This is a genomic window from Acinetobacter lactucae, assembly GCF_001605885.1.
In the GTDB taxonomy this organism is placed as follows: domain Bacteria; phylum Pseudomonadota; class Gammaproteobacteria; order Pseudomonadales; family Moraxellaceae; genus Acinetobacter; species Acinetobacter lactucae.
The window spans coordinates 1-18,571 of the sequence record NZ_LRPE01000003.1; the positions used below are offsets into that span (position 1 = coordinate 1).

15 protein-coding genes are annotated in these 18,571 nt (G+C 38.7%); 9 read left to right on the top strand and 6 right to left on the bottom strand.

Features of this window, described 5'->3' with window-relative positions; all coding sequences use genetic code 11:
- Positions 1-498: 498 nt before the first annotated feature.
- Both AWW73_RS00965 and AWW73_RS00970 read left to right on the top strand, forming a co-directional pair.
- The gene (locus AWW73_RS00965) at positions 499-1,857 is read left to right on the top strand and encodes an aromatic acid/H+ symport family MFS transporter (RefSeq protein WP_062848492.1); all 1,359 of its coding nucleotides are present in this window, start codon (positions 499-501) and stop codon (positions 1,855-1,857) included.
- A 44-nt stretch (positions 1,858-1,901) separates the two neighbouring features.
- Positions 1,902-3,164 (top strand): OprD family outer membrane porin, encoded by a 1,263-nt coding sequence (locus AWW73_RS00970; protein WP_062848493.1) that lies wholly within the window; start codon positions 1,902-1,904, stop codon positions 3,162-3,164.
- A 103-nt stretch (positions 3,165-3,267) separates the two neighbouring features.
- Here the strand turns inward: AWW73_RS00970 and AWW73_RS00975 are convergent, their stop codons facing one another.
- Positions 3,268-4,374 (bottom strand): beta-ketoacyl-ACP synthase III, encoded by a 1,107-nt coding sequence (locus AWW73_RS00975; RefSeq protein ID WP_062848494.1) that lies wholly within the window; start codon positions 4,372-4,374, stop codon positions 3,268-3,270.
- 95 nt (positions 4,375-4,469) lie between these two features.
- Positions 4,470-8,327: an ATP-dependent RNA helicase HrpA gene (gene hrpA, locus AWW73_RS00980; RefSeq protein ID WP_062848495.1), complete on the bottom strand. Its 3,858-nt coding sequence runs from the start codon at positions 8,325-8,327 to the stop codon at positions 4,470-4,472.
- A 352-nt stretch (positions 8,328-8,679) separates the two neighbouring features.
- Here hrpA and ahpC point away from each other — a divergent pair, with 352 nt between their 5' ends.
- Together ahpC and AWW73_RS00990 are read left to right on the top strand one after the other, a co-directional pair.
- Entirely contained in the window at positions 8,680-9,243 is a 564-nt protein-coding gene (ahpC, locus tag AWW73_RS00985; RefSeq protein WP_003652649.1) for an alkyl hydroperoxide reductase subunit C, read from the top strand.
- 194 nt (positions 9,244-9,437) lie between these two features.
- Positions 9,438-9,653, top strand: coding sequence for a KTSC domain-containing protein (locus tag AWW73_RS00990; protein ID WP_005070287.1), 216 nt, complete (start codon positions 9,438-9,440; stop codon positions 9,651-9,653).
- Between the two features lie 65 nt (positions 9,654-9,718).
- Here AWW73_RS00990 and AWW73_RS00995 read toward each other — a convergent pair whose 3' ends face one another.
- Complete coding sequence (locus AWW73_RS00995) at positions 9,719-10,306, bottom strand: O-methyltransferase (protein WP_046812983.1); 588 nt, start codon at positions 10,304-10,306, stop codon at positions 9,719-9,721.
- 45 nt (positions 10,307-10,351) lie between these two features.
- Complete coding sequence (locus tag AWW73_RS01000; RefSeq protein ID WP_004702746.1) at positions 10,352-10,570, bottom strand: DUF1653 domain-containing protein; 219 nt, start codon at positions 10,568-10,570, stop codon at positions 10,352-10,354.
- A 257-nt stretch (positions 10,571-10,827) separates the two neighbouring features.
- Between AWW73_RS01000 and ahpF the strand changes: the two genes are divergently transcribed.
- Both ahpF and AWW73_RS01010 read left to right on the top strand, forming a co-directional pair.
- Entirely contained in the window at positions 10,828-12,393 is a 1,566-nt protein-coding gene (gene ahpF / locus AWW73_RS01005; protein WP_062848510.1) for an alkyl hydroperoxide reductase subunit F, read from the top strand.
- Between the two features lie 174 nt (positions 12,394-12,567).
- Positions 12,568-12,912, top strand: a complete 345-nt coding sequence (locus tag AWW73_RS01010) for a hypothetical protein (protein WP_016144711.1) — start codon at positions 12,568-12,570, stop codon at positions 12,910-12,912.
- Between the two features lie 62 nt (positions 12,913-12,974).
- On the opposite strand, the gene AWW73_RS01015 is transcribed toward AWW73_RS01010, so the two are convergent.
- Together AWW73_RS01015 and AWW73_RS01020 are read right to left on the bottom strand one after the other, a co-directional pair.
- Positions 12,975-13,586 carry a glutathione binding-like protein gene (locus AWW73_RS01015; RefSeq protein WP_016141668.1) on the bottom strand — a complete coding sequence of 204 codons (612 nt, stop codon included), beginning with the start codon at positions 13,584-13,586 and terminating at the stop codon, positions 12,975-12,977.
- A 207-nt stretch (positions 13,587-13,793) separates the two neighbouring features.
- Positions 13,794-16,232: an ExeM/NucH family extracellular endonuclease gene (locus AWW73_RS01020; protein ID WP_062848496.1), complete on the bottom strand. Its 2,439-nt coding sequence runs from the start codon at positions 16,230-16,232 to the stop codon at positions 13,794-13,796.
- A gap of 145 nt (positions 16,233-16,377) precedes the next feature.
- On the opposite strand from AWW73_RS01020, the gene trmB reads away from it, so the two are divergent.
- The 3 genes from trmB to AWW73_RS01035 all read left to right on the top strand — a co-directional run bounded on the left by trmB (position 16,378) and on the right by AWW73_RS01035 (position 18,568).
- The gene (trmB, locus tag AWW73_RS01025; protein WP_016141670.1) at positions 16,378-17,094 is read left to right on the top strand and encodes a tRNA (guanosine(46)-N7)-methyltransferase TrmB; all 717 of its coding nucleotides are present in this window, start codon (positions 16,378-16,380) and stop codon (positions 17,092-17,094) included.
- A gap of 171 nt (positions 17,095-17,265) precedes the next feature.
- Positions 17,266-17,640, top strand: a complete 375-nt coding sequence (locus AWW73_RS01030; RefSeq protein WP_057106197.1) for a hypothetical protein — start codon at positions 17,266-17,268, stop codon at positions 17,638-17,640.
- Positions 17,641-17,941: 301 nt separating this feature from the next.
- Positions 17,942-18,568, top strand: coding sequence for a glutathione S-transferase family protein (locus AWW73_RS01035; RefSeq protein WP_062848497.1), 627 nt, complete (start codon positions 17,942-17,944; stop codon positions 18,566-18,568).
- Positions 18,569-18,571 lie beyond the last annotated feature (3 nt).

Sequence of the window (18,571 nt, forward strand, 5' to 3'; positions counted from 1 at the left end):
CAACTCCAGCCACAAATTAATTTTTTATCTAAGCGCCCAACACTAAAATAAAGCCTCAATCGCCAAATCAGGAGGCAAATAATTTGCTAATTCTGACTTGGTGATTTTTTATTGAATATAGATTAAATTTAATTTTTAAGATGAATCTCTAAAATAATTAAATAATAGACTTTAGTATTTTGTGTTTATATTTTCATTTCAATTCAACATATAAATTTAGCTATATTTTTAGCTGTGATTCTCACCAATAAAATCTATAAAAAAACATCCATAAAACCCTTAAAATTCTCACATTACAATATTCAACCCTATTTTCAAAACGACAAAAACAACAGCTCACCCATTAAAAATAAATTATATTTTTCAATAAATTAAACCAATAAAAACACAATACCTAAAAGACATAAAGATATATCAATTAGGTTTTTGACTCTAATCCAATAACAAAATAGTTTATTAAAAAATAACGCGATGCTTCACAAATTGGAGGTGAAGAAAATGGATATGAGCAAGGTTAATATTAATGAGTTAATTGATAAAGCCAGTTTTACATCTTTTCATTGGAAAGTTTTAATCTGGTGCTTACTTATTATTATTTTTGATGGATATGATTTAGTTATTTATGGGGTTGCTCTTCCTCTGTTAATGCAGCAATGGTCATTAACTGCTGTTGAAGCTGGTTTACTCGCCAGTGCTGCTCTATTCGGTATGATGTTTGGTGCCATGATTTTCGGCACGCTTTCAGACAAACTAGGCCGTAAAAAAACCATCTTGATTTGTGTCACCTTATTTAGCGGATTTACCTTTCTCGGTGCCTTTGCTAAAGGACCAACAGAGTTTGCAATTTTGCGCTTTATTGCAGGTCTTGGTATTGGTGGTGTCATGCCAAACGTTGTGGCACTTATGACCGAATATGCACCTAAAAAAATCCGCAGTACCTTAGTGGCAATCATGTTTAGTGGCTATGCGATTGGCGGCATGACATCTGCGCTACTCGGCGCATGGCTCGTAAAAGATATGGGCTGGCAAATCATGTTTTTAATCGCGGGTATTCCCCTGTTATTACTTCCACTCATCTGGAAATTTTTGCCAGAGTCTCTCGCCTTTTTAGTGAAATCTAACCATAGCGAACAGGCAAAAACTATTGTGAGTAAAATTGCGCCAGAAACGCAGGTAAACGCCAATACTCAACTGGTGTTAAATGAAAGTACAACTACAGACGCACCTGTCCGTGCACTTTTCCAGCAAGGCCGTACCTTCAGCACATTTATGTTCTGGATTGCTTTCTTTATGTGCTTACTCATGGTGTATGCCTTAGGAAGCTGGTTACCTAAACTCATGCTGCAAGCGGGTTATTCATTAGGTGCTAGCATGTTGTTCCTGTTTGCACTCAATATTGGTGGTATGGTCGGTGCCATTGGTGGTGGTGCTTTAGCAGACAGATTCCATTTAAAACCTGTTATTACGATCATGTTTATTGTGGGATCAGCAGCTTTAATTCTGCTTGGCATTAACAGTCCACAATTTATTTTATATAGCCTAATTGCGATTGCTGGTGCTGCCACAATTGGTTCGCAAATCTTACTCTATACTTTCGTTGCACAGTTCTATCCGACAGCACTTCGTTCAACTGGCATGGGCTGGGCATCTGGAATTGGTCGTATTGGTGCAATTATCGGTCCAGTTTTAACTGGAGCTCTGCTCACCTTTGAACTTCCTCACCAAATGAATTTCTTAGCGATTGCAATTCCGGGTGTGATTGCTGCACTTGCAATATTTATGGTCAATCTAAAAGCCTCTGTTGCCGGGCAGACTCCCTCAACTTTTACCCCTCAAAAAACGCTTACCCAGCAGTAAATATAAATGCGCCTAGGACTGGCGCATCTTTTTGGAAATGGATTATGGAATTATTACACCGTTTTAAGCCATGTAATTTAGCAATAGCCACATTATTAGGTTTATTGACTAGTTCAAATTTATGGGCAGCTGATACCGCTCAACAAAACGCAGATGAATGGAAGTTCACTTTAAAAAACGCTTATATCAACCGTAATTTTGACAATGATGCACTCAAAGATACCGGCAGTTGGTCTCAAGCCGCATCATTATTTTATAAGTCAAAAATGCATGATACTCCGCTGCAAATTGCAGACAAACCGATTACGATTGGTGCAGATGCTTCTGTTCAATACGCAGTTCGCTTGAGTTCAGATAAACATGTTGCGGACACAGTTTTGCCTTTTAATAAGGAAACACAATCTCAAGCATCTGACTTTTTAAAATATGGTGCAACATTAAAGCTGGGCTATGACAAAACCCTTTTAAGTGTCGGTGAACTTTGGTTAGACCTGCCTGTAACGGCTGTGGATGCAAGCCGACAATTACTTGCCTCTTATTGGGGAACCAATCTTAAATCGCAACTTTCAGATCAACTTTATGCTGAAATTGGTCGGGTTGAAAAAGTGTCGCCACGAAATGAAGAAGACTTTAAAAAGTTTTCGTTTACGGCAAATGGAATTACCAAAGAATCTGATGGCTTAAATTATATTGACCTGCGTTATCAATTTACACCGTCACTCAAGGGCGAATATTACTTTGGTAATTTGGAAGATCTGTATAACAAGCATTATGTCGGACTTGAGCATAATTGGAAACAACCTAATTTTGCGCTTACTTCTAAGTTTAAATACTTTAATGCAAAAGATGATGGCAATACCTTTGATATTGATGCGCAAAACATTGGGGTGTTAGAAACACTTAAAGTAAAGAACCATACCTTTGGTTTAGGTTATCAACAGATTATCGGTGAGTCAGCTTACCCATTACCAGATGGTTTCTTGCCAGAAACCTATTTCATAAACTGGAATGCAACGGGTTTCTTTAAAGAAGACGAAAAGTCTTACCATGTGATGTATGGCTACGATTTTAAAGATTATGTGCCGGGCCTAAATGCGATGGTGAAATATGTTTACGGCCATGATTTTAAAGCAGCCAACGGTGAGAAAAACCATGAAACCGAGTCAAATGTGATTTTAAACTATGCATTGCAGCAGCCATTCTTAAAAGGCGTTGCCCTGCAATATATTCGCATTGATTACAACGTTAAACATGGCAATGACTTTGGTGAAGACCGTTTGTTTGTAAACTACACCAAAAAGTTTTAATTACTTTTGATTTAATCTAAGCGGGCCAATTTGAGTCCGCTTTTTTATATGATTTCACTCATAAAAAAACGCTCTTACGAGCGTTTTTAATTAATCTTTTAACTTAAGCAACGTGCTTTTGTACAACGATCGAACCGACTGAATAACCAGCACCGAAAGATGAAATCACACCATATTCGCCATCATCTACTTCGTGGCCTGTACGGTGTAAAGCAATAATCACACCTGCTGATGAGGTATTAGCAAACTCATCTAGAATAATAGGCGCTCGGCTTAGATCTGCCTCTTTACCAGCCACATATTTCAAGATTAATTCATTCATGTTGGCATTAGCTTGATGTAACCAGAAACGCTTAATATCGTTTGCAGTTAACTGCATTTTTTCCAACTGCGCATTAATGATTTTTGCCACTAACGGACAAACATCTTTAAATACTTTACGGCCATCTTGACGGAACAGCTTGTCATCAACCACTGCATCTTCACTACGGTTTAAGAAACCGAAGTTATTGCGAATATTGTTTGAAAATTGAGTAAATAAATGAATATCTAAAATTTCAAAACCAGTTTTAGTTGTGGTTTCTTCAATAATAGAAGCAGTCGCAACATCACCAAAAATGAAGTGGCAATCACGGTTACGATAGTCTAAGTGACCAGAAGTAATCTCGACATTTACCAATAAAACACGGCGAGCACCCGAGCGAATTGCATCAGCTGCTTGTTTCAAACCAAAAGTTGCAGCTGAACATGCTACGTTCATGTCATAAGCATAACCTTGAATGCCAAGAGCCGACTGAATTTCAATCGCTACTGCCGGATAAGCACGCTGCATGTTTGAACATGCCAAAATTACAACATCGATATCTTCAGCAGTTATGCCTGCATTTTCCATTGCCTGTTTTGCAGCAATCACGCCCCACTCTGCTTGAAGTGAAAGTTCGTCATTTGAACGTTCAGACAAACGAGGGCGCAAACGTGTCGGATCGAGGATACCTGATTTCTCAATGACGTAACGGCGCTTAATACCAGACGCTTTTTCAATAAATTCAGCACTAGAACCACGTAACTCTTCTAGCTCACCTGCTGCAATTTTCTCTGCATTCTCTTGGTTATATTGTTCCACATAAGCATTTAAACTGTCGGCCAGTTCTTCATTAGAAATGATTTCTGTTGGGTGAAATAACCCAGTACCTGTGATACGAATGCCCATGTAAAACTCCTAAAAAAATGAATAGGATCTGTTAATCTTTCATTTATAAATTGCGTTGTAGGCTAAACAACAACATAAACAGACCCCGATCTATCTTAACTGATTCCCAAACGATCCCATAACTTTTGCAGTCGAGTTGGCGAAATAGGCATCTTGGTTTTCATCGGTTGAGAAAATAAAGAAATGCGGAATTCTTCCAACATCAAATACAATTCTTTGATTTTGGGATTGTTTTTGAATTTAAACACCTTGTCCATCCATGGATCGACATCATCAATAGCAGCATGATCTCGCTGTAGATTATTTGGCAATCGATCTAAACGCAATAGCAATGCTTTTAAATAACGCGGGTATTCCTGCCAAAGATCGACTGGTTGGCAGTAAACAAAATTGCCAAGTAACATGAGATCTAACTGATCTTCAATATCATCAATACTGCGTCCAAACACGTCTGGATCAAGCACTAAAAGCTGACGACGGATTTGTTGCCACTGAATATAAATATCACTTAATTGCTCAAGTGCTTGCTGACCATAACTCAAAAATTGCTTTTTAACTTGCTCTAGCAGCTTATTAAATTCATCAGCGTTAATAGGTAAAGTCGTAATTGCCATCTGCAAGGTTGCATAGACCAACATCTGCTCAAGCTTAGCCTTATCTCCTAAAGGTGAATAAGCCAACGCGAGCGGTTTTGAAATCTGCTTTTTCAACTGGCGAACCAAGTCACCAAGCTGCATATGGACTAGACGAATAATCCCTTCGCGATGCTGTTTAATCGCCTCAGCTTGATCGTTAAACGTTTGAATAACAATACCTGACTCATCTTTAGCTTCGAGCTCAGCAAAAGCCTTGGTCGGTACTAAAGCCTGATATTGTTTGACTACAACGCCCGTAACTTTATGAGAAGCCTCGAAAGTAAAGTTTTCAGGAAAGTCTTTAAACTCACCTTTTTGCTGTTGAACTGGACGATGTGTTTCCACGCGGCAACGCGCTTTTAACTCAGGTAAATCACGACCTTTAGCAATGAGCTTGCCTTTTTCATCAATCACTTTAATGAAAGGCACCAAATATGGATCAATACGCTCAAACGAGAAATCTTTTTCGGTAATTTGCTCACCACGCAAGGCAAAAGCTAAATAACTGAAAATATGTTCACGTAAATGTACTGCATCAATACCTTGCATGAGCTTACGAGCAGTATCTGGAATAGGCACTACATTACGACGCTTATCTTTAGGTAAAGCTTTAAGTAAAGCCTCAATTAAATCTTGGCGCCAACCCGGAATTCCCCATGACCAGATATTTTCATCAACTTGAGGCAATGCCTGTACAGGAATTTGAACAGTTGCCCCATCTTCGTCATGGCTCGGGTCAAAATGATATGTGGTTGCTAAACGTAGCTGACCATTGTGTAAATGATCTGGAAATTGCTGCGTTGTTGGTCGGTCATTGAGCCAAAGCGCATCATCGTCAATAAATAAATAACGTGGATTATTTGCTTCTACTGTGGCGCGCCAGTCTTCAAAGCTGCGACGGCTCGCAATTTCTTCCGGAATTTTAGATGCATAAAACTGATAAATCGTTTCTTCATCCACCACTAAATCACGACGACGCAATTTATCTTCAACTCGCTCTACTTCTTCAAGCTTAAGTAAGTTGTGTTTTAAAAATGACGGAATCGTACCCAAGTTACCCGTGGTTAATGCATCGCGTAAGAAAATCTCATGAGCAGCAGGTTGGTCAACTTTCTCAAAATTAATTAACCGTTTCGGCTCAATAATTAAACCAAATAGGGAAATTTGTGCATATGCATTGACGATCCCCGCTTTCTTAGACCAGTGCGGCTCAAAATAGTGATATTTCAATAAGTCACGTGCAGCAAGCAAAATCCATTCAGGGTCAATTTTGGCTAAAGTACGTAAATACACTTGTGAGGTTTCGACCATCTCAAAAGCCATCACCCAAGAGGTGTTAGTTTTGTGCAAAGTACTCGCAGGGAAAACTTTAGCCTTTTGCTGACGCACGGCCATAAAGGTATTTCGTTCATCTGTTTTATTGGCAATGAACGATAATAAACCTGTCAGCAATGCGCGATGCAAGTTTTCATAATTTGCAGCTTTTTCATTAAAGCTAAGTTTTAAGCCTTCGGCTAACTCAACCAATTGTTGGTGTGTCTGTTTCCATTCACGTAAACGCAACCAGCTTAAGAAATGCTGCTTAGCAAATTGACGACGTTTATTTTCAGACATCCCTGCTTCGCCTTTAGGATTTAAAGTCTCCCAAAGTTTTAAATAAAACAGAAAATCTGAATCTGCCTCTTTGAACAACGCATGCTTTTGGTCAGCTTGCATCTGTTTATCTGCCGGACGCTCACGCGGGTCCTGAACTGCTAAAGCACTTACTACAATTAAGATTTCTTTGAGCACGCCAAAATGAGCACCACCAATAATCATACGAGCGAGTCGTGGGTCAATTGGCATACGTGCCATCATTTGCCCGACTTTGGTCAGCTCATTTTTCTTCTCGTTAAGGGCTCCTAACTCAATCAACAGTTTACGGCCATCATTGACTAGGCGGAAATCTGGTGGCTCAATAAAGTCGAAGTTTTCTAGCTCACCTAACCCTAAGCTCTGCATTTGCAAAATAACAGACGCTAAGTTGGTTCGTTTAATTTCTGGTTCGGTAAACTCAGGGCGACTTAAAAAATCTTCTTCGCTATATAAACGAATACACACACCCGGAGCAATACGACCACAACGCCCTTTACGCTGATTGGCTGCGGCTTGAGAAATTGCTTCAATTGGTAAGCGTTGTACACGTGAACGATAGTTATAACGCGATATACGTGCAAAACCACTATCAATCACATAACGAATATTTGGGACCGTAAGTGCAGTTTCGGCTACGTTGGTCGCAATAATAATACGACGGCCTTTTCCACCCGGACTAAAAATCTTTTGTTGTTCAGAAACTGCTAAACGTGCATACAAAGGTAAAATTTCGGTATGTCTAGGCCCATACTTTTGCAACGTTTCCTGCAACTCACGAATCTCTTGCTCTGTGCTTGAGAAAATCAGAATATCGGCATGTTCTGGATGACCTTTTGCTTCTGCATCTGCAAAGCATTCTTCTACCGCTTGTACAACTGCACGAGGAAGGTTTTCTTCAAAATCATCAAACTCGTCGTCATCACTACCACCAATATTCATTTCTGAAATTGGGCGATAAAGCACTTCGACCGGATAACTACGCCCTTCTACTTCAAAAATAGGTGCGTCATTAAAGTAATTACTAAAGCGATTTACATCTAAAGTTGCCGAAGTCACGATAACTTTTAGATCTGGACGTTTTGGCAGCAACTGCTTTAGATAGCCCATAATAAAATCGATATTGAGTGAGCGTTCATGCGCTTCATCAATAATGATCGTGTCATATTTAGACAAGAAGCGGTCATTGCCTAACTCGGCAAGCAAAATACCGTCGGTCATTAACCGTACGATAGAGTCCTGCGAACCTTGTTCATTAAAACGGATTTTAAAACCGATAGATTCGCCGAGCTTTTCGCCGACTTCTTCTGCAATACGCTGAGAAACACTACGTGCAGCTAAACGACGTGGCTGGGTATGACCGATCATACCTGTTAAGCCGCGACCTGCTAGCATTGCAATTTGAGGAAGCTGAGTGGTTTTACCTGAACCTGTCTCACCTGCCACAATAATGACCTGATTCTTTTGAATCGCATCAATTAAACGGTCAGCATATTGAGAAACTGGTAAATCCTGATTCAGTTTAATTTTAGGGAGACGTTCAAATCGCTGCCTTACTTTGGCATTAGATTGTTCAAATAATTTTTCAATCTCTGCTGTATTGGCTTTTTTATCTTTACGCAAACGATTTAAACGGTAACGATCTCTTGCCATCACCCACTGATCAATATTTAAATCATTCTGCACAGACAAATTTTCCTGAAAATACAACAATCCTCTATTTTACGCTCTAATGACCATAAGGTAAAACAGTTGGTTTTTTATATATTTTTAATTTTTTAAAATTTTACCCTTGAATTTTGGCTAAGTAGACTTCATGTTGTTAGGCAAGTTTCTTTTACGATAACTGTCATTTGATTTACATGTTTTTGCAGTCAAATCGAATACAGTGTTTGGGGACTTAAAAATCGTAAATTTATCACTTATTCGATTTTCCGATTTTAGTCATGTAAAAATACTATTTCCCCAATAAAGAATTTTTATTTATTCTACATCTCGTAAACAAGTTTAAATATAAACCTCAATCATGGAGACAATGATGAGCTTGATTAATACTGAAGTTAAACCATTCCAAGCAACTGCTTACCACAACGGCCAATTTGTTGAAGTTAACGAAACTAACCTTAAAGGTAAATGGTCTGTTGTATTCTTCTATCCAGCTGACTTCACTTTCGTTTGTCCAACTGAACTTGGTGACTTAGCTGACAACTACGCTGAATTCCAAAAACTTGGTGTTGAAATTTATGCTGTATCTACTGATACACACTTCACTCACAAAGCTTGGCACGACACTTCTGAAGAAATCAAAAAAATCCAATATCCATTAGTTGGTGACCCAACTTGGACTCTTTCTAAAAACTTCGACGTTCTTATTGAATCTGAAGGTTTAGCTGACCGTGGTACTTTCGTTATCGATCCAGAAGGTAAAATCCAAATCGTTGAACTCAACGCTGGTGGTATTGGCCGTGACGCATCTGAACTTCTTCGTAAAGTAAAAGCTGCTCAATACGTACACGCTCACCCAGGTGAAGTTTGCCCAGCTAAATGGAAAGAAGGCGAAGCTACTCTTGCTCCATCTATCGACCTAGTTGGTAAAATCTAATCTCTTATTAGATTTTAAAAACTCAAAGAACCATCCCTCATCGGATGGTTCTTTTGTTTTGAATAAGCACATCACATTTTCTACTGATACTTTTACAATTATGCCCTTCCCCATTACATGAAGTTTGAGTAATGTCGAATAAATAACCGATGTTTTTTGAGCTTAAATCATATGAAATAAAAGGGGAAAAATTTATGGCGAATACTGTGGCAGTCACTTCATGGAAATACAATGCGACTTCACGTCATCTAAAAATATTTTATAGCGATGGTTCAGGCGAACTTTATCATCCTGTACCAGAATTTATTTATGACAACTTATTACGATCAACAGACAAAGCTGCTTTTGTACATAAATATTTAGAATTCGACTTACACTTTACTCGCCTATCTTTAGTGAATGCTTCATAACATAATGAAATAAGGCCTGCGTTGAACAGGCCTTTATGAATGAATAAATCAGATTTTTAAATGGCTTATCTTGCCACCACAATACATAAACCAGCGCCTACGGGCAAAATACTACTCATAAAATTTTCATCTTTTTTAATTAAAGCTAAGAATGAACTGACTTCAGCCGCATGTGAAATAACATTATCAATAATGAGTACACCACCTTTTGGCTTCATTAAACGTTTTAAATCTGGCCAATAATTCTCATAAGCAGGACGCTCAGCATCTAACAAAATAAAATCGAAAGTTTCCTGAGTTTCTTTTAGGTAATCGGCTGCATCTCCCACCCAAAAATCAACCAATTCATCTAATGCCAGTTCAGTCGCATGGCGTTTCGCTTCATTACTACGATTGGCATCAATTTCAAGCGTGGTTACTTTTCCATGAGTAGCTTGAGCAGCCTCAGCAAGCCATAAAGTAGAGTAACCTGTTGAAGTCCCAATTTCTAAAATTGATTTGGCTTGCTGCATCCGAATAAATTGCGATAGTAATTTTGCAGACTCCGCCTCAATATTACGATACCGTAGCAAACGATCTGTCTGCTGCGCATCATGTCTTTTAAAGGTGTCATATAAATCGGCAACTCTTTGTAAGAAAAAAGTATTTGGCATATATTCACCCTTTAAAATCGTTATTTTATATAAAAGTCGTTTGCGTTAAGTGCTTTGAATTAACTTGAATCGCGGCACAATACTTCCATCAGCCATTTGAACCGTTTCAGTAAACATATCTAAAGGACGTACCCAAGTTGAATAGTCACCATAAAGACACTGATAAACGACTAACTCTTCTTCAGTCTCGCTGTGTTTTGCCACAGAAAAAACTTGATAGAGATTACCTTTATAATGCTGATAAATGCCGCGTTGCAATGACATGAAAGTACCTTTTAATGTTATGACATAAAAACTTTACAGCCATATAACATATATAAATTTTTAAATACTTTCACTTTAAAACACTACAAAACATAAAAAAGAACATTTTAGAGATAAATTATTGATCTTACTTATTAATAGCCTCAATAATTCAAAAAACCGATTAAATACATAAAAACATACTGTTTCACCTATTTTATGTTTTCACGTACTATGCATCTATTGAAAGAATTTGGATGCATTGGAGTAAAAAACAGATGTTAGATCAAAACATTAAAACTCAATTAAAAGCTTACTTAGAACGTTTAGAAAGTCCAATCGAATTAGTTGCTGCTTTAGATGAATCAGATAAAGCTGCTCAAATTAAAGAGCTGGTGAGTGAAATCGCTGAGCTTTCTGGCCAAGTCACTGCCCGTTTTGATGGCAACAATACACGTCGTCCAAGCTTTGGTGTGGCTAAAGCAGGTGAACAGCCTCGTGTGTTCTTCGCAGGCTTACCAATGGGCCATGAGTTTACATCTTTGATCTTGGCACTGTTGCAGGTGTCTGGTTATGCACCTAAAGTGTCAAATGAAGTACTCAACCAGATTAAAGGTTTAAACCTCAAAGCAAACTTTGATGTATTTGTATCACTTAGCTGTCATAACTGTCCGGACGTGGTACAGGCGCTTAACCTGATTGCGATTTATAACCCGAACACCACGGCAACCATGATTGACGGTTCATTCTTCCAAGACGAAGTTGAGCAACGCAAAATCATGGCCGTACCGATGGTATTCCAAGACAACGAACACATTGGCCAAGGTCGTATGACCCTTGAAGAGATTGTGGCAAAACTTGACACGAACTCTGCTGAAAAAGATGCAGCAGCACTCAATGCTAAAGATGCTTTTGATGTATTGGTGATTGGTGGTGGTCCTGCGGGTGCAACAGCTGCAATCTATGCTGCACGTAAAGGTATTAACACGGGTATCGTGGCTGAACGCTTTGGTGGTCAGGTCATGGACACCATGGACATTGAAAACTTCACTTCTGTGCAAAAGACACAAGGTCCTAAGTTTGCTGCCGAGATGGAAGCCCATGTTCGTGAATATGATGTCGATATTATGAACCTGCAACGTGTCAGCAAAATCACGGGTGCCAACCAGACTGCAAATGGCTTGGTTGAAGTTGAACTTGAAAACGGTGCAAAACTTGAATCGAAAACTGTGATCCTTTCAACAGGTGCACGTTGGAGAGAAATGAATGTACCGGGTGAGCAAGAATACCGTACCCGTGGTGTTGCGTACTGCCCACACTGTGATGGCCCATTATTCAAAGGCAAACGTGTTGCCGTGATTGGTGGCGGTAACTCAGGTGTTGAAGCAGCAATTGACCTTGCAGGGATTGTTGAGCATGTAACTCTGGTTGAATTCGATACCAAGCTTCGTGCAGACCAAGTGTTGCAAAACAAATTGCATAGCTTGCCAAACACAACGGTGATTATGAATGCCTTAAGTACAGAAGTGTTAGGCGATGGTTCACAAGTGACTGGTCTTAAATATAAAGACCGTGCGACTGATGAAGAGCATGTGGTCGAGCTTGCAGGGATCTTTGTACAGATTGGTTTACTGCCAAACACTGACTTCTTGAAAGACAGTGAAGTTGAGTTAACCAACCGTGGCGAGATTATTGTGAATGACCGCAACGAAACCAATGTGCAAGGTGTATTTGCTGCGGGTGACTGTACGACTGTACCTTACAAGCAAATCATTATTGCTACAGGTGAAGGCGCTAAAGCATCGCTCTCTGCGTTTGATTACATTATCCGTTCTGGGCAGTAAAATCGGTCAAAATCATTATTATTTATTTCAAGCCTAGCATTACAAAATGCTAGGCTTTTTTAATAATAGAGTTACAACTTTTTAACAATTTTCGATCTTTATTAATCATTTACTTTATGTTTATATTTTAGACATCCATAATTTTGGATGCCATGAATTAGAAGGAAAAACACAATGAATAAATTACTTGTTGCTTTAGGTCTTGCTGCGACTGTTGCCCTTGTTGGTTGTAATAAAGATAAAGCTCCAGAAACTGGGGCGACTACAGGTGAACATTTAGAAAACGCAGCACAACAAGCAAGTGCTGATATCAAATCTGCTGGTGATAAAGCTGCTGACGATATCGCTACTGCAACTGATAATGCTGCCGAGAAGATTGATGCTGCTGCTGACAACGCTGCTGATGCAACCGCTGATGCTGCTGCGCAAACTGAAGCGACAGCTCGTAAAGCAACTGCTGATACAGCTCAAGCAGTTGAAAATACCGCTGCTGAAGTGAAAAAAGACGCTCAACACTAATCGTCTTTAGTATAAAAAAAGCCCCTATTGATTAGGGGCTTTTTTTTGGCTATTAAAATCTATTATGAAATTAAGCCTTCATCACGCATCGCAATTTGTACAGATTGACGCTCGGCAACTTTATTACGTAATGCAATAATGTGCTTATAAGGTGTTAAATCGTGCTCAATTGAGTTTGACCAATTTGTTAAAACAAATAGATAAGCATCTGCTGGACCAAAATTATCATTTACCAAATAATCGTAGTCAGATTCAGACAAATAGTTATCGATATATTTTAAAAGACGATCAATTTCAGCATAAGCTTTGGTTTTTTCATCAGTTGTTAACGGCGCCCCAAAGAATACTGCATAAGCATCATGTAATTCAGAGTTCAAATACCCCAACCACTCCAACACTTTCGCACGGCCCATACCCGATGGTGGAATTAAGTCCTGCTTAGGATCGTGCTGAGCAAGGAAAGGTAAAATCGCAACGTTCTCAGTTAACATTAAACCAGGGTTAATTTCTAAAGCTGGTACATATCCCTTTGGATTGATTTCGTAATAATCGGCGCCTTTTTCTGTTTTATGTGTTTTTAAATCTACTCGTTCTAAGTCAAAATCAACATTAATTTCATTTAAAATAATATGTGCAGCTAAAGAACATGCGCCTGGCGAATAATATAATTTCATATCTGATCCTTGTTATCTCATATTAACGTTTTAAATTGCTTCTAGAAAACCTGCAAGGTTTGCCCAATTTCTTAATTGTAAAAAAGCGTAAACTTATAAAATACTTACACCATCTAATATTCTTGAAAAAGTTATTCCTTGCAAGTTGTCTTGCGTGACGATTGTTTAAAATATGATAAAACACATTTGCGTCACGCAACTTTTCCGTTAATTACGCTTAAAAAGCTGGCTAAGCCAATTCATTAATTCAGTTAAGAAATCAAAAATACCGTTTTTCTTATCATCATCAGGATGACTTGAGTCTTTTCCATTTAAATCTAGATCGACAATTACAGGGTCATGATCTGAAGAACGATAAGCATCTTCACCATAGAACAAAGCCTTTTGCTCATCAGTTTTATATTCTTCATTGTAGTCTAACGCCGTTGGCTCATCAGCATTGATATGCCATGCAAAGGTTCTTACTACTTTTGGATATAAAGACGCATCCGCAATTGCATGGTCTAGGTTACCTGCTCCACCATTTCCATTGGAATCACTCGCAACACCAAACACATAGCTATATGCCTGAGTACCCTGTCCTACCTTAGCGTCATTCAGCAAAACTTTGTAGTTCGCTTTTTCAAATGACAAAATTGGTTCTTCTTTTGCGTAGCTGTTCATATCCCCGACAAGTAAAGCATTTTGTTTAGGCACTTGAGTCGGATTTTTCGCTAACCACTGCACAATTTGATCAACTGCTTTCACACGAGTCGGGTTCCAGCAGCCTTGACCATCGTTTTGGTCTGCATCAGTAGAGCTAGCATCCACCCCACTACAGCTTTTCGATTTCAAATGGTTTGGAATGACGGTAAACGTTTTATTCCCACGAACTGCTTGGAAACTTTGCGCCAATGTTGTTCGGTTCTTGTCGCCCAAATCAAGCACAACAGGTTTATTCAAAGGTCTAACACGCTTGCTGTTATAAATAATAGCAACTGCGATTGCATCGCCACCTAAACGGTCTAGATTTTCAGGAACAACGTATTTCCAATCACTACCTAAAGCTTTGGTCAAATGGGCAATTGCACTATTCGGGCCATAACCATTGTTCGCAATTTCCATTAAACCGTAGACATCAGCATCAATTGCTTTGAGCGCACTCACGATTTTACGGTGCTGTTTATCAAACTCAGCTTGTGTTGTTGCACCACGTTCTGTTGGAAAACCAGTTGCACCATTGTCATAGTTCAAAACGTTAAATGAAGCTACACGGATGTGATTGGCATTTTTGGTAAGCACACTTTGACGCGGGTTTGTTTGAGTAATTACTTCAGGCTGATTACGTCCAAGCACTGGTTGCACACGCCAACTATTAAAACGATACTCTAAAATACCTTCAGCATTTTTAAGTTGATAACCCGAACGTAGCGTATTGGTAGCACTAAAATTACTTGGTAACCAAGGTGTACGGTTTTGATTGTTATAGCCGTCGTCAAAAACAATTTTCGACAGTAAGTTTTTCTGAGCTAAAGCTTTAGCTTCAGGAGATAACGCTGGATATAAATTGGTTGGAATATATAAGCGGCCTAAGCTTAGAGATAGTTCACCATAACGGCCGTAATTGTAGTTCTCGCTCACCGTTAAAGTCTGAGGTAATTTGACCAACATACCTTGATAACGCTGCGGAGAATTAATTGAACCACCCTTTAAACTAGCAAACGGAAGTTCAAGGCTAATCGGCTGAACCTGATTTGCCATATTGCTATTACAGGTTTGAATATCTTGTTGTAATTGATCTAATTGCAACTGGTTTTGATAAGACGTTAAACGACCACGCAAAATAACTTCATCGCCAACTTGCCCACCTTTTACCACACTACTATTTGGAATATATACAAAAATAGCATTACTGACATTTGCACGTGCTTTGGTGTCAGGTGTCTGAACATAAAAACCTGAGAAACCATTGGCATAACGATAGTCAGCAGTAATCACCCCACGCACGGTATAGCTCTGGTTTTGTGCTGCGGTTGATAAATCAGCAATTGGTGTATCGGAGCTTGAACAACTTACTGTTTCAACAGGAGGCTGTGTTGTTGAGCCAGATAAATTTGAAAAGTCATTTCGGTTTGTCCAAGCCGACCATGAACGGTCCAAATCAAATGCTGCAGTTGCATCAATACTTAAAGCTGGGTTCTCTGTTTCAATACGCTTAAAACTATTCCCCAAGCTTGAAACGGCTGTTCCCCATCCCGCTGCTGGGCGTTCACCAATACGCCCAAAACGGTCTACAGGTGTGCCTTTGTACACCAGCACAACGGCATCATCACCATTAAAAGATAATGCAGCGACCTGATTTACTTTACTACCAAGTTCAGCCTGCAACTCAGAACGACCTACTAAAAACTTCTGCTTACTGGTTAACGTTCCTTGTAAACGGAAAGTCGCTGTTTTTGCTGTACCGCCATTATTAAATTGTTGAATTTCATAGTCGGCTAAATTAACTGTAGTCCCATCTGGATTATAAATTTCCAAACCTTTGCGGTTACTACTGCCGTCAACATATTGACTAAACATGAGCTGTGCTTGTGCCCAAGGACTATATGTAAAAGCACCAAGTGCCCCTAATAGCACAGAAAGTGTGCGTAATTGAAAAGTTTTCATGAGTAAATATGTTCATTTGAAATTTATATAGATTCTTAGATTAAATATTCAACATGACATCTACATGAAGAAAAACACCGAAACATTTGACTTGACCACATGAAGACTTAAAATACCGCATTTGAATTTCAATATTGCCAAGGTTATGTCGATCGATCAGTTAGAAACGCAAATTGCAGACTTAGACAATTTGCCTGAACACCGTGAAATTGTGACGTTTATGCGTCGTTCAGCACCACTTAATACGTCTCAACGCACGGCATTAGAACAACATCGCGATTTAATTTTGGAATATCCTGTTGGTGACTTACGCCAGCACTTCGAACATCCAGAACGTCCTTTAACAGTTGAAATCGGTTTTGGTATGGGTCGTTCTTTAGTGCTTATGGCAAAAGCCAACCCTGAACGCAACTATGTGGGTATTGAAGTTCACGTACCTGGTATTGCTCAGTGTCTTTATGAAGCAGGTATGGCGGAACTTAAAAACTTGCGTGTACTTGATGCAGACGCAATTCAGGTTTTACGTGAAATGCCAGACAACAGCATTAACTGCGTACAACTTTACTTCCCCGACCCTTGGCAAAAGAAACGTCATTTCAAACGCCGTTTTGTTATTCATGAGCGTATGCAACTGGTTGAACAGAAACTTGAGCTTGGTGGTACATTCCACGCAGCAACAGACTGGGAACCGTATGCTGAATGGATGCTTGATATTTTAGATAATCGTCCAGATCTTGAAAACTTGGCAGGTAAAGGCAACAGCTATCCACGTCCAGACTGGCGTCCAGTGACTAAGTTCGAACGCCGTGGTATTGAATCAGGTCATAAAATTAATGACTTTATCTTTAAAAAGATTAAGTAAATAATAAAAAAGGCTTAGTAATAAACTAGGCCTTTTTATTTTAAAAATAATACGGTAAATAAGCGAAATTAAAAATTAGCAAGGCCTAAAGATTTAAATTAAAATAACCTTTGAATTATTAATTATATAAATATAATAATAACCCCCATTTTAACTAGATAGAAAATAACAATGAAGCTTCCCGCATTTCTAATTAGTGTAATTGTATCAAGTGGCTGCTTTGCCTCAACTCAAGATGGCTTTGAACTTAAATATTACAAGTTAATGGAGCGATATGTTCAAACACAATCGGATAGAAATCAAGTCATTTCCACAGAGGCAAAAACTGAGCAAGAAGATCTAGTTAGGTCTAATAAACTCAAAGCTCTAGATTGCAAAGGATGGAAAGAAAATATTGAACTTTTTGACTTTATTTTAAGTAGATTTAAAGAATATGAATCAGCCTCAGAAGAAGTTCGAACAATGGGATATACTAAAGAAAATCTACAAGAGGATTCTGAATGGCTGCGTGAGCAATTAGATAAGCCAGAGAACCAATGTAAATAAACCAAAATTCAAAGAACCGCCGAAATGAAGTGCGGTTTTTTATTACGTGCTAAAAGCGGATCCAGACAACTTAACAAGAGGATACCCATTTTGTTTTCAAGTACCAATACCCCCTTTTGAGGTATATTTTATCTTCCTTTATTTCCCCCCTAAAATAAGAAGCTCTCAAGCAATATAATTTTCTTTAAATATCACTTTAGCTATTCTCTAGACTTATTAATATTCATAAATCATGTTAAAAATATAAAAATGAACACTTCACTAACTAATTACTTAAACTCACGAAAAGTCAGAAAACACTATGTTAAAAATTTTAGGACGCGATAACTCCATTAATGTACGCAAAGTCTTATGGCTGTGTGAAGAACTCAATCTTGAATATGAAAGAGAAGATTGGGGACGAGGCTTTCGCTCTGCTCAATCACCTGAATATTTACGATTAAATCCAAATGGTCAAATTCCTGTTGTTTTAGATGGCGATTTAGTCCTTTGGCAGTCCAACAGTATTATCCGTTATTTGGCAAATGCTTACGATAAAGAACATCAGCTTTACCCTACTCAAGCGAAAGAAAGATTCTTTGTTGACCAGTGGATTGATTGGCAAGCCATCGAGCTGAATAACAGCTGGACTTATACAATTATGTCTCTATTGAGACATTCTCCAGATCATCAAGATCCAAACTTATTACAACAAGGTATTGATGACTGGAATCATCATATGCAGATTCTCGATCAACAACTTGAAAAAACTCACGCCTATGTTGCAGGTACTGAGTTTACTCTAGCCGATATTCCAATTGGTCTGTCTGTACAACGCTGGAAGGCCACTCCTTTTGACCATCCAACGCTTAAGCATGTCGACCAATATTTTGAACTTTTAAATCAACGTGCGGGTTTCTTAAAATGGGGAAATAACGGCGAACCTTAATTT